This window comes from Ruegeria sp. CE6 (assembly GCF_056537485.1).
The window spans coordinates 183,454-196,060 of sequence record NZ_JBQFRR010000001.1; the positions used below are offsets into that span (position 1 = coordinate 183,454).

Genomic DNA, 12,607 nt, shown 5'->3' on the forward strand with positions numbered 1-12,607 from the left:
TGGACAGCCTAATTTGAGGTCAGCGTTATAGCAGCGCGCGCCTCAGGCTCAAGCCGGGGTCTGAGACCCAATAGCGGCGCCACCCGTCCAATCAGTTCGGCAGCAACGGGAACGGCAGTCCAACCCGCCGTGCGGCGCTTTTCGCCATAGGCTACGATGGACGGTTCATCCAGCGTGACGATTAGCACATATTTCGGATCATAAGCCGGGAAGATGGTGGCGAAGGTGGCAATCACCTTGTCCTCATAGTACCCGCCACGCGGCTTGGGTTTATCGGCAGTACCGGTTTTTCCCGCCACGTCGTACCCTTTGACATCACCAAAGCTGGCGGTGCCATCCGTGACCACTTTGCGTAGCATATTTTGCGCCTGCTTGGCGGTGTTTTCGGACATCACGCGAGGGCCGTATTGCGGGCCATTGCGGCGCAAGATCGTGGGGCTGACATAGTACCCGCCATTGGCAATCGCTGCGTAACCAGCGGCCAGATGCATGGGGCTGGTCGAAAGGCCGTGGCCATAAGAAATCGTCACGGTGCTCAACTCGCCCCATTTCTTGGGCTTGAGCGGTTGCCCGCCCTTGGCCTCGACAATCTCGAATGGGGTTGGGTCGAACATGCCTAGCGCGTTCAGAAAATCCTGTTGCCGGTCGGCCCCGATTTGCAAGGCCAGCCGCCCGGTGCCTCGGTTCGAGCTGTATTTGATTACATCCGAGACACTGATCTCACCATAATTCTTGCCGTTAAACTCGCCAATCGGGAAGCGCCCGATTTTCATTGGGCCGGAAGTGTCAATGATGGTGTTGGAGTTCACCAGACCTAGCTGCACCGCCTGCGCGGCGGTGAAGATTTTGAACACCGAACCCAGCTCATAGACACCCTGTACGTAGCGATTGAACAGCGGGCTGTCCGAGGGATCGAAGCCCGAGGTCGGTGGGCGCGGACGGTCATTGGGGTCAAAAGACGGCAACGACGCGGCCGAGACGACCTCGCCCGTATGGGCGTTCATCAGAACCGCCGAGGCTCCTTTGGCGTTCATGATCTTCATGCCGCCATAAAGCACCTGTTCCACCGCCGCTTGAACGGTCAGATCCAGCGACAGTTGCAGCGGCTTGTTGCCGTTGGCCGGGTCGCGCAGATAGCCGTCGAACTGTTTTTCGACGCCAGCTACGCCGATCACCTCAGCTGCGCTGACACCTTCGCGGCCAAAGCCCGAGCCGCCCAGAATATGCGCCGCGAGTCTGCCATTGGGATATAGCCGCATTTCGCGCGGGCCGAACAGGATGCCGGGATCTCCGATGTCATGCACCGCCTGCTTCTGCTCGGGCGAGATGCGCTTCTTGATCCACAGGAATTTTCGCTTACCGGTGAAGTCTTTGACCAAACGCTCTTTTTCCAGATCAGGGAAAATAGCGACCAGTTGCTCGGCTGCGGCGATCGGGTCAATCATCAGCGGTGGCTGCGCATAGACAGAATAGGTGTCCAGATTGGTCGCCAGAATACGGCCTTCGCGATCCACGATATTGGCGCGTTGCATGGCGATGGAGGCCCCCGGCGCACTTGCCAATGGTTCTTGCGCCTCGGATGTCGCCAGAACGCCCATACGAAAGCCTACGATCGAAAAGGCGCAAAAGAAGAAAAGACCCAACACCAACAGGCGGCCCTCGGCGCGTGCGCGGGCGCGGTCTTTCATGTCTTCGTGGCGTTTGCGGATGTTCTCTCTCTCAATCGCCTTGGGGTTTTCACCCTTTGCACGGGCGTCGAGGATACGGGCCAGAGGGCGAAGTGGTGTGCGGGTCATGGAACCTGCACCTCGATCAGTGCCTGAATGTCAGTGACGTCCTGTATTTCAAGCGGGTCGACGATGGGCAGATCCGGGTCCTCGCCATAGGAAATCTGATCGGCGCGACCAAACTGCTCAGCCCGCAGAGGCAGCAAGCTGAGACGTTCGAAATTCAAGTCCGCCAGCTCACGCAAACGATCAGGCCGGTTTAGATAGGCCCATTCAGCATTCAGCACGGCGAGTCGCGCCTGCGCCATACCAATCTGGCCTTGCAGCGACTGCGTTTCCTTCAGCACCTGCTGCGTGCGGTAGTTCTCTTGATAAGCCCAAAGCGCCAGCCCGAACACGGATAGTGCAGTCAACACATACAGAATACTCTTCATCTTGCCCTTCCCCCCAATTGCGGCATGCCGATGGCCCGGGCCTCAATTTCCCCTGCCGGGGCATCCGTTCTTATCGCGACACGCAATTTTGCCGAGCGTGCACGTGGGTTTTCTTCAAGTTCCTGCTCATCCGGCCCAACGGCCTTGCGGGTCTTGAGTGTGAATTGCGGCTTCTCCTGCTCCATCTCAGGCGCATAACGGTTGGCGCGTCCGGTTTTGCCCGCGCGCGATTGGAAGAACCGCTTCACCATCCGGTCTTCTATGGAATGGAAAGTCACAACGGCCAGTTGCCCCCCCGGCTTCAAAGCGCGCTCGGCGGCCATAAGCCCCTGAAACAGTTCTTCGTATTCTGCGTTCACCGCGATCCTTAGCCCCTGAAAGCTGCGCGTCGCCGGGTGCGATTGGCCCGGTTTGGGGCGCGGCAGGCAGGATTCGATAATCTCGACCAGCCGCAGAGTTGTTTTGATCGGTTCTTCGGCCCGCGCCTTGACGATGGCCTTTGCTATACGACGACTGGCGCGTTCCTCCCCGAAATGGAACAGGATGTCGGCCAATTGCGTCTCGGTTGCCGCATTCACCAGATCAGCTGCGCTTTCACCATCTTGGCTCATCCGCATGTCCAACGGACCGTCTTTCATGAAGGAAAAACCGCGTTCAGCCTGATCCAACTGCATGGATGAGACACCAAGGTCCAGCACCACGCCATCCAGGTCCTTTGCATAATCATCCATGTGAGAGAACACGCCCTGCTGCATCACCAGCCGGTCACCATATTCCCCAGCCCAGTCAGCGGCCATTTCAAATGCCAGTGGGTCGCGATCGACGCCAATGACTTTCTCGGCCCCGGCCTCCAGCAATGCACGAGTATAGCCGCCTGCGCCGAATGTGCCGTCCAGCCAGGCACCGGATACCGGCGCCACAGCGGCCAGCAACGGGCGCAGCAGTACGGGGATATGAGGTTTGTCCGATGAGGTCTGAGCGCCGGCCATGCCGTCACCCATCCCCGATGCCATCGAGATACTGCATCGGATCGAAATCATCCGGCAGATCGTCCAGCCATTCCTCGGTCGTGGCCAGTTCCTCGGCCTCGTATGTCTCGGGCTTCCAGATCTGGAAGGTATCACCGGCGGCGATAAAGAACGCCTCGTTTTCAAGGTCGATCTTGTTGCGCAGCTTTGCGGGCAGCACCAAACGACCCGTTTCGTCCACATTGGTCGGGAAGGACTGACCATGGAACATCCGCTGAAGCATCCGACGCTGCATCGAGCCACGTGGCAGCGCATCGATCTTGGCATCCACCTCGTCGATCGCTTCCATGGTGTAACATTCAAGGTATTTGCGGCGGTGGTCGCCATAGACAATCACGAGTTCAGGATTGTCACCGGGTTGCCAGCTGGGGTCCGAGGCCTCAAGCACACGACGAAACGAGGCCGGGATCGAGACCCTGCCCTTCGTATCCACCTTATGCTGGCTTTCGCCTCTAAACCTGCGCGCCAAGACGACTGTCCCTTTCGCTTGCGCCCCACCTCAAAATTCACGTTCCCCCGGAAGTAAAACGGCGGGTTGATCTGCTGCCACTGATCAACCCGCCGCATTGACCCGCTTTGCGGGATGTCCAGCTGCGCGCGCCACCTGGGGGGATGTCTGCTCGCCCGCGCGCCGGATCTGTTAAGTGATGAAAGCGAGATGCCTGTATGAAACCTGTTTTTGTATTTTTGGTTCGGGGTCGTTTGGCGCCCCTTAACTGTCCTCGCCCTCATCGGGTACACAAGGGATGCCATGGGAATTCATGGAAATCAATAGGAAATTTGCATATGGAGGCCTGATGCAGACTTCAGATCAAGACTAATACAATCGAAACTTGGATCAAATATGCCACAAATTGTGCCCCTGATGCTCACCAACACTAAATATGTAAGAATTGACGCCTAAATTATTCCTCCCATGAATTCCCAATAATTTTCAGAATTATGGATTATTTGGCGCAGACACTCATGAATGACAGCCGAAGAGGACGAATCGCGGTCCCTTTACAGGGCCTTTCCCATAGTCGCCCCATGCTTTCCCATAGCACCATCACCCCAGGCGCCGGACCTGCCGTGAGAAGATTTGCCCCTCTTGAGTTGACACAACATGCCCAAACAAACACCAATTCCGCTCAATAGATAAGCGGTCACCATCACAGGGTCTGGACACACGAAACGTCAACCACACGTGAAAACCAGTATTTTAAAGGCAATTATTGGGGCGTACCGGATTATCCTGCCAATCCATGCATTTGCTGCATAGCAGCATTGACGACGCGAACTATTGTGCAATCGCAGCATTTGCCTATCTTCAGTCTCAAGCAAACGCCGGACGATGCCGGCAACAGTAAGAATGAACGGATCATGAAGATGGCAGTCGCAAGCACACAAACGGCTCTGAAAGGCACACCGGCAAATGGAATCTCAACGCTGGTTGAGACCGTGAAAACCCGGGTTGCTCGTTATCGCCTGTACCGTCAGACAGTCAACGAATTGTCGGGACTGTCAGATCGGGAATTGGCTGATCTGGGCTTGCACCGCTCGATGATCCGCCGGCTGGCCCAACAGGCCACCGAAGAGCAGATCGCGCGGTAAGCGCAACAAGAACACCGAGATCAGGTCCGTCCTCCTCCCTTTCGGACCTGTATTTTAGCGGCAGCGTCTCTCCTCCTCCCTGACGTTGCCGCACCTAATACCGGCCCTGACCGCCGGAACCTGATACATCGGGGCTCTCCTCCTCCCTGCCTCGATGTTGAAAGCGCGCGGCGACGTCTTCCTCCTCCCTGACGTCGCCGCGTCTTCCTCATACCGGGATCAAACCCGGGTTCGGATACATCGGGGCTTCCTCCTCCCTGCCCTGATGTAGAAAAGAACGGCGGTTCCCCTCCTCCTCCCTGGGAACCGCCGTTTTTCGTTTTTTGCGCACAAGATGTAGGCTGGGGTCGTGAACGATTTGTCAGGAGTCTCCCATGGCCGCTTATTTCATCGCCCAGATTTCCATTCATGACCGGGATGGGTACCAGAAATACCTCGAAGGATTCATGCCGATCTTTGACCGGCATGGCGGAAGGCTTCTGACCGTATCCTCAAAACCCGTTGAAGTGATCGAAGGCAGTTGGGAAGAAGATGGGATCGTCCTGATGGAGTTTCCGGATATGGCTGCCGCAAACGCGTGGAAGGACGATCCGGACTATGTCGAATTGGCTAAGATCAGGCAAAAAACGGCGACGGCGAATCTTGTGCTGGTCGAAGGGTTGTAAGCTTCAGAACGGCACGTCATCCTTGTTGGTCAGAAAGCGCGAGACCACTTTCTTCACCCCTGCCTTGTCGAAATCGACCTCGACTTTATCACCTTCGATGCCGATCACTGCGCCATAGCCGAATTTCTGGTGAAACACTCGCTCGCCCAGCGTAAAGCTGGCCACGGCTGTCGCATCAATCACAGTATTCCGGCTTTCTTTTGGCTGAGACATGCCATATTGCCCCTGCCGCGCCTGCATCCGCTTCCAGCCCGGAGAGTTATAGACATTCGCCTCGGCTGCGCGGGTTTCGATCCCGGCTGCCTGCTGACCACCCCCATAGAGCCCCGGAGATGTCAGCACTTCCACATGATCTTCGGGCAACTCATCAATGAACCGGGACGGCATCGAATTCTGCCATTGTCCGAACACCCGTCGGTTGGCTGCAAAGGAAATCGTACAGACTTCTTCTGCACGGGTAATACCGACATAGGCCAGCCTTCGTTCTTCTTCGAGGCCTTTGACACCGGATTCGTCCATCGAACGCTGAGAGGGGAACAATCCATCCTCCCACCCCGGAAGGAAAACCGCGGGAAACTCCAGCCCCTTGGCCGCGTGCAGCGTCATGATCGAGACTTTGGCCCCGTCGCTGTCCTGCTCGTTATCCATCACCAGACTGACATGCTCCAGAAACCCTTGCAGGTTTTCGAAATTGTCCAGCTGATTGACCAGTTCTTTTAGGTTTTCCAGCCGCCCCGGCGCCTCGGGCGTCTTTTCGTTCTGCCAATGCGCGGTATAGCCGGATTCGTCCAAGACGATCTGCGCCAGCTCGATATGCGTATGCTCGGGCGCGCCGTATCGGATCGGTGAAACACCGTCATCAATCACCGTATCATCGTCCACCTCGATCCGAGGCCCACGCGTCATTGCATTCCACCGCGCCAACCCGTCGATCAGTTCGCGCAGCGCCTTGCCACCCTTGCCCTTGATCAGGCTGTTATCGACCGCGATCCGCGCGCCTTCGACCAGAGACACTCCGTTCTCGCGCGCCACAACCTGAATCGCCTGCTGCGCTTTGTCGCCGAGGCCGCGTTTGGGCGTGTTTACGATCCGCTCGAACGCCAGATCATCCTCGGGGCTGACCACCAGCCGGAAATAGGCCATGGCATCACGGATCTCCATCCGCTCGTAGAATCGCGGCCCTCCGATCACTTTGTAGGGCAGACCGATGGTCAAAAACCGATCCTCAAACGCCCGCATCTGGTGCGAAGCGCGTACGAGGATCGCGATCTCATCAAGGTTCACCGGCCGCACACCGCGCGTGCCACCTTGCATCGCGTCGATCTCTTCCCCGATCCAACGCGCTTCTTCCTCGCCATCCCAATGGCCGATCAGACGGACCTTTTCACCCTCTTCGCGATCGGTCCAAAGCTCTTTGCCCAAGCGGCTTTCATTGCCACGAATGACGTTGGACGCAGCGGCCAGAATATGCGGGGTCGAGCGGTAGTTCTGTTCCAGCCGGACCACAAAGGCGCCAGGGAAGTCCTTTTCGAACCGCAGAATGTTGCCCACCTCGGCTCCGCGCCAGCCATAGATCGACTGATCGTCATCGCCGACGCAACAGATGTTCTTGTGGCCCCCTGCAAGCAGACGAAGCCAGAGATATTGGGCGACGTTGGTATCCTGATACTCGTCCACAAGGATGTAACGGAACCAGCGCTGGTATTGCTCCAGCACGTCCGGGTGGGTTTGGAAAATCGTGACCATGTGCAGCAACAGGTCGCCGAAATCCACCGCATTCAGCTCGCGTAGGCGGGTCTGGTATTGGGCATAAAGCTCGATGCCCTTGTGATTATAGGCCCCCGCATCCGCAGCAGGCACCTTGTCGGGCGTCAGCGCTCGGTTTTTCCAGTCATCGATGATCCCGGCCAGCATCCGAGCGGGCCAGCGCTTGTCGTCAATGTTGGCGGCTTGAGTCAGCTGTTTCAGCAGCCGTTTCTGATCGTCAGTGTCCAAAATTGTGAAGTTCGATTTCAGATCGACCAGTTCCGCATGGCGACGCAGCAGCTTGACGCAAATTGCGTGGAAGGTGCCAAGCCACGGCATCCCCTCAGCGGGTCGGCCCAGCATCCGCCCTACCCGCTCTTTCATCTCTCGCGCGGCCTTATTGGTGAAGGTCACCGCCAGAATCTCATTCTCACGCACACTATGTGTCCTGAGCAGATGGGTGATCCGAGCGGTCAGAGCTTTTGTTTTGCCCGTGCCCGCACCAGCCAACATCAGCACCGGACCATCCAGCCGCTCAACCGCTTCGCGCTGCGCCGGGTTGAGATCGTTGAGGTACTCAGCCGAGGTCGCAGGCATCGCCCGCGCCGACAGCGATGCGCCTTCGAAGGCGTCCAATTCGTCAAAACTGCTCATGGCTCTAAACTACGTCGGATGGGCGCGGAGGGAAAGGGTTTGTTCACGGCTTGTTCGCTCAAATCAAATAGAATCATCCCTCCAAAGGGCGCAGCGAAGATATTCGGGGAAACGGGCATAATCTGCTCTTTTCTACGGGGGATTGATGCCGCAATGCAGCATGTGCAATAAGTTTGCGCAAAAGGGCGGCGTTTGCGAGCGTTAACATGCCGGTTCTACCCAGAACTACATATGTACGTGGCCGTATTGTCCGCCTATGCACAAGGCCACAGCCATTAAGACCGGGACCTGAAATGACAGACTTCAAGAAAATCCTGATTGCCAATCGCGGCGAGATTGCCATCCGTGTGATGCGGGCAGCCAACGAGATGGGCAAGCGCACCGTCGCGGTCTTCGCCGAGGAGGACAAGTTGGGCCTGCACCGGTTCAAGGCGGATGAGGCCTATCGCATTGGCGCAGATCTGGGACCGGTTGCGGCGTATCTGTCGATTGACGAGATCATCCGGGTGGCCAAAGAAAGCGGCGCAGATGCGATCCACCCCGGTTACGGTTTGCTGTCCGAAAACCCGGATTTCGTGGATGCCTGCGTTCAAAACGGCATCACCTTCATCGGCCCCAAGGCCGAGACCATGCGCGCGCTTGGCGACAAGGCTAGCGCCCGGAAAGTGGCGATTGCCGCCGACGTTCCGGTTATCCCGGCGACCGAGGTGTTGGGCGACGACATGGCAGCCATCAAGGCCGAGGCAGCCGAGATCGGCTATCCGCTGATGCTGAAAGCGTCTTGGGGCGGTGGCGGACGCGGGATGCGCCCGATCCTGTCCGAGGATGAACTGGAAGAGAAAGTGCTGGAAGGCCGCCGCGAAGCCGAGGCCGCCTTTGGCAACGGTGAGGGCTATCTGGAAAAGATGATCACCCGTGCCCGCCATGTTGAGGTGCAGATTCTCGGCGATAAGCACGGTGAGATATACCACCTCTATGAACGCGATTGTTCGGTCCAGCGCCGCAACCAGAAGGTCGTGGAACGCGCGCCTGCCCCGTACCTGACCGAAGAACAGCGCGCCGAAATCTGCGAGCTGGGCCGCCGTATCTGCGCCCATGTGAACTATGAATGCGCGGGCACAGTCGAGTTCCTGATGGATATGAACACCGGCAAGTTCTATTTCATCGAAGTGAACCCGCGCGTGCAGGTGGAACACACCGTCACCGAGGAAGTCACCGGCATCGACATCGTGCAGGCTCAGATCCTGATTGCCGAGGGCAAGACGCTGGCCGAGGCCACCGGCAAAGCCAGCCAGGACGATATCCGCCTGAACGGCCACGCGTTGCAGACCCGCGTGACAACCGAGGACCCGCTGAACAACTTCATCCCCGATTATGGCCGCATCACCGCCTATCGCTCGGCCACCGGCATGGGCATCCGTCTGGATGGCGGCACCGCTTATGCAGGCGGTGTGATCACGCGGTATTACGATTCGCTGCTGACCAAGGTGACCGCTTGGGCCCCAACGCCAGAAAAGGCGATTGCGCGGATGGACCGTGCGCTGCGGGAATTCCGTGTGCGCGGTGTTTCCACCAACATCGCATTTGTCGAAAACCTGCTAAAGCACCCGACTTTCCTGTCGAATGAATACACCACCAAGTTCATCGATGAGACACCGGACCTGTTCCAGTTCAAGAAGCGCCGCGACCGGGGCACCAAGGTTCTGAACTATATCGCCGACATCACTGTGAACGGGCATCCCGAAACCAAGGATCGCCCGATGCCGCGCCCCGACCTGAAAGAGGCCAGGCCCCCCGCGCCCAAGGCCGAACCGCAGATGGGCACCCGCAACCTGCTGGAACAAAAAGGCCCGCAGGCGGTGGCTGACTGGATGAAGGCGCAGCGTCAGCTGCTGATCACCGACACCACCATGCGCGACGGGCACCAGTCGCTGCTGGCAACCCGGATGCGCTCGATCGATATGATCAAAGTAGCACCCAGCTATGCTGCGAACTTGCCGCAGCTATTCAGCGTCGAATGCTGGGGCGGTGCAACCTTCGATGTCGCCTATCGCTTCCTACAGGAATGCCCTTGGCAGCGCCTGCGTGATCTGCGTGAGGCGATGCCGAACCTGATGACCCAGATGCTGCTGCGCGGGGCGAACGGGGTTGGCTATACCAACTATCCCGATAACGTGGTGCAGGAGTTTGTGCGTCAGGCGGCCAAGGGTGTCGACGTGTTCCGCGTGTTCGATTCGCTGAACTGGGTCGAGAACATGCGCGTCGCCATGGACGCGGTGATCGAAAACAACAAGATCTGTGAAGGCACCGTTTGCTATACCGGCGATATTCTGGACCCGGACCGTGCTAAGTATGACCTCAAATACTATGTCGGAATGGCCAAGGAACTGCGTGACGCTGGCGCACATGTGCTGGGCCTGAAGGATATGGCGGGGCTTCTGAAACCGGCCTCCGCCAAGATCCTGATCCGGGCGCTGAAGGAAGAGGTCGGGCTGCCGATCCACTTCCACACCCATGACACCGCAGGCATTGCAAGCGCCACCATTCTGGCCGCCTCCGAGGCCGGTGTGGACGCGGTGGATTGCGCGATGGACAGTTTCAGCGGCAACACCTCTCAGGCAACGCTCGGCACCGTGGTCGAGGCGTTGCGCCATACCGAGCGAGACACCGGGCTGGACATCAAGGCCATCCGTGAGATCAGCGACTATTTCGAGGCAGTGCGTGGCCAATACGCGGCCTTCGAGTCCAGCCTGCAGGCCCCGGCCTCCGAGGTATATCTGCACGAAATGCCTGGTGGTCAGTTTACCAACCTCAAGGCACAGGCGCGTTCGCTTGGACTCGAAGAACGCTGGCACGAGGTTGCTCAGATGTATGCGGACGTGAACCAGATGTTCGGCGATATCGTCAAGGTGACGCCGTCGTCCAAGGTGGTCGGTGACATGGCGCTGATGATGGTCAGCCAGAACATGACCCGCGCGCAGGTCGAAGACCCGAACACTGATGTCGCCTTCCCCGACTCGGTGGTGGACATGATGCGCGGCAATCTGGGTCAGCCTCCGGGCGGGTTCCCCGATACAATCATCCAGAAGGTCCTGAAGGACGAGGCCCCCAACACCGAACGCCCCGGCAAGCATGTCGAAGCGGTCGATCTCGAGGCCACCCGCGCCGATTTGTCCAAACAGCTTGAGGGCAAAGAGATCGATGACGAGGACCTGAATGGATATCTGATGTATCCCAAGGTGTTCCTCGACTATATGGGCCGTCACCGCACTTATGGCCCGGTCCGTACTCTCCCCACGCGTACCTTCTTTTACGGCATGGAGCCGGGCGAGGAGATCACCGCCGAGATCGATCCCGGCAAGACGCTGGAGATTCGCTGTCAGGCCATCGGCGAGACGGACGAGAATGGCGAGGTTCGCGTGTTCTTCGAACTCAACGGTCAGCCCCGCGTGATCCGCGTGCCGAACCGTTTGGTGAAAGCATCAACCGCTCAGCGGCCAAAGGCCGAAGTTGGTAACCCCAACCATATCGGCGCGCCAATGCCGGGTGTCGTTGCAACTGTTGCCGCTGTCACAGGTCAAGAAGTCAAAGAAGGCGATCTGCTGCTGACCATCGAAGCGATGAAGATGGAAACAGGTATCCACGCCGAGCGCGACGCGGTGGTCAAGGCTGTTCACGTCCAGCCTGGAGGTCAAATCGACGCCAAGGATCTGCTGGTCGAACTGGAATAACCGGTTTAGCCTTCTACGCTAATAAGGGCCGTTCGGGGAACCGGGCGGCCCTTGCAACATCAGGAGGCCGCATGCTGACCATCACCCCGATCTACGCCGCGTTGATCGCATTTCTGTACGTCGCACTCAGCGTGAATGTCATTCGGCAACGCCGGGTGGGCAAAATATCGGTCGGGGATCATGGCGACAAGGCCATGATCAAGGCAATGCGAACGCATGCGAACTGCGCCGAATACGCTCCCTTTGCTTTGCTGCTTATCGCCATGGTCGAACTGCAAGATGCTGGCGGCTGGCTTGTGAACCTGTTGGGGATGTTACTTTTGGCGGGCAGGCTTCTGCACGCTTATGGTTTTGGCAAGACCCCACAGATCATCATCCTGCGCCAGATCGGAATGGGTCTGACCTTCACTGCAATTCTGATTGCCGCGATCGCGAACCTCGCATTGGCTGTTTGAGCGCGCGATTTAGCCCGTCCAAACCTGCGTTTCGATCAAAGGAGCATGCGGGAGGCTAGGCTGCGCCTCTGCCAGTGTTTCATCGCTCTGACTGTAGATCACGGTGGTAAGAACAATCAGCGCCGCCAATGCCGCCATCTTAATATCTGCAATATCTTTCATTTCCTCTGCCCAATCCCTTATTTCGTTCACTGCTATATCTCTTGAACACCGCAGCCCCGAATTTCCGTCGAAAGATTTTTTGCTGTTTTTTGTGTTTTTCCGCTTGCAGCCTCGTGTGGGAATTTATACATCCCTCCTCACTCAACGGCGCGGGCGTAGCTCAGGGGTAGAGCATAACCTTGCCAAGGTTAGGGTCGGGCGTTCGAATCGCCTCGCCCGCTCCATTGAGAGGTCTACGGACCATATAAGTATCTGATGCGGGCGTAGCTCAGGGGTAGAGCATAACCTTGCCAAGGTTAGGGTCGGGCGTTCGAATCGCCTCGCCCGCTCCAGATACCAAACTCTCCGAACATGCTGGTTCTTTCGCGATTGCTACGGCATCTTTGCTGCACATGAAATTACGACGGAGATG

Annotated in this window: 10 protein-coding genes and 2 tRNA genes; 6 read left to right on the plus strand and 6 right to left on the minus strand. The window is 57.9% G+C overall.

Going from position 1 to position 12,607, the window contains the following annotated elements:
- Positions 1-8 precede the first annotated feature (8 nt).
- From ACR0DK_RS00820 to mraZ, 4 genes are read right to left on the minus strand one after another with little or no spacing between them, the layout of a single operon-like run.
- On the minus strand, positions 9-1,796 hold the full coding sequence (locus tag ACR0DK_RS00820) for a peptidoglycan D,D-transpeptidase FtsI family protein (protein ID WP_223116784.1): 1,788 nt from the start codon (positions 1,794-1,796) through the stop codon (positions 9-11).
- Positions 1,793-2,161 carry a cell division protein FtsL gene (gene ftsL, locus ACR0DK_RS00825; protein ID WP_170392057.1) on the minus strand — a complete coding sequence of 123 codons (369 nt, stop codon included), beginning with the start codon at positions 2,159-2,161 and terminating at the stop codon, positions 1,793-1,795. The genes ACR0DK_RS00820 and ftsL overlap by 4 nt, the downstream gene beginning before the upstream one ends.
- Positions 2,158-3,150, minus strand: coding sequence for a 16S rRNA (cytosine(1402)-N(4))-methyltransferase RsmH (gene rsmH, locus ACR0DK_RS00830; RefSeq protein ID WP_480735669.1), 993 nt, complete (start codon positions 3,148-3,150; stop codon positions 2,158-2,160). The genes ftsL and rsmH overlap by 4 nt, the downstream gene beginning before the upstream one ends.
- Before the next feature lie 4 nt (positions 3,151-3,154).
- Positions 3,155-3,622: a division/cell wall cluster transcriptional repressor MraZ gene (gene mraZ, locus ACR0DK_RS00835; protein WP_480439182.1), complete on the minus strand. Its 468-nt coding sequence runs from the start codon at positions 3,620-3,622 to the stop codon at positions 3,155-3,157.
- A gap of 935 nt (positions 3,623-4,557) precedes the next feature.
- Between mraZ and ACR0DK_RS00840 the strand changes: the two genes are divergently transcribed.
- Entirely contained in the window at positions 4,558-4,782 is a 225-nt protein-coding gene (locus ACR0DK_RS00840; RefSeq protein ID WP_170392061.1) for a DUF1127 domain-containing protein, read from the plus strand.
- Positions 4,783-5,156: 374 nt separating this feature from the next.
- On the plus strand, positions 5,157-5,447 hold the full coding sequence (locus ACR0DK_RS00845) for a DUF1330 domain-containing protein (RefSeq protein ID WP_480734574.1): 291 nt from the start codon (positions 5,157-5,159) through the stop codon (positions 5,445-5,447).
- A gap of 3 nt (positions 5,448-5,450) precedes the next feature.
- On the opposite strand, the gene ACR0DK_RS00850 is transcribed toward ACR0DK_RS00845, so the two are convergent.
- Complete coding sequence (locus ACR0DK_RS00850) at positions 5,451-7,847, minus strand: ATP-dependent helicase (RefSeq protein ID WP_480734575.1); 2,397 nt, start codon at positions 7,845-7,847, stop codon at positions 5,451-5,453.
- Positions 7,848-8,140: 293 nt separating this feature from the next.
- On the opposite strand from ACR0DK_RS00850, the gene ACR0DK_RS00855 reads away from it, so the two are divergent.
- Together ACR0DK_RS00855 and ACR0DK_RS00860 are read left to right on the plus strand one after the other, a co-directional pair.
- Positions 8,141-11,578, plus strand: coding sequence for a pyruvate carboxylase (locus tag ACR0DK_RS00855; RefSeq protein WP_170609399.1), 3,438 nt, complete (start codon positions 8,141-8,143; stop codon positions 11,576-11,578).
- Positions 11,579-11,649: 71 nt separating this feature from the next.
- Positions 11,650-12,033: an MAPEG family protein gene (locus ACR0DK_RS00860; protein ID WP_480706728.1), complete on the plus strand. Its 384-nt coding sequence runs from the start codon at positions 11,650-11,652 to the stop codon at positions 12,031-12,033.
- A 9-nt stretch (positions 12,034-12,042) separates the two neighbouring features.
- On the opposite strand, the gene ACR0DK_RS00865 is transcribed toward ACR0DK_RS00860, so the two are convergent.
- Complete coding sequence (locus tag ACR0DK_RS00865; RefSeq protein WP_170625276.1) at positions 12,043-12,195, minus strand: hypothetical protein; 153 nt, start codon at positions 12,193-12,195, stop codon at positions 12,043-12,045.
- A 149-nt stretch (positions 12,196-12,344) separates the two neighbouring features.
- On the opposite strand from ACR0DK_RS00865, the gene ACR0DK_RS00870 reads away from it, so the two are divergent.
- Both ACR0DK_RS00870 and ACR0DK_RS00875 read left to right on the plus strand, forming a co-directional pair.
- Positions 12,345-12,419: transfer RNA gene (locus ACR0DK_RS00870), tRNA-Gly, on the plus strand.
- Positions 12,420-12,452: 33 nt separating this feature from the next.
- Positions 12,453-12,527, plus strand: a tRNA-Gly gene (locus tag ACR0DK_RS00875).
- Positions 12,528-12,607: the final 80 nt, after the last annotated feature.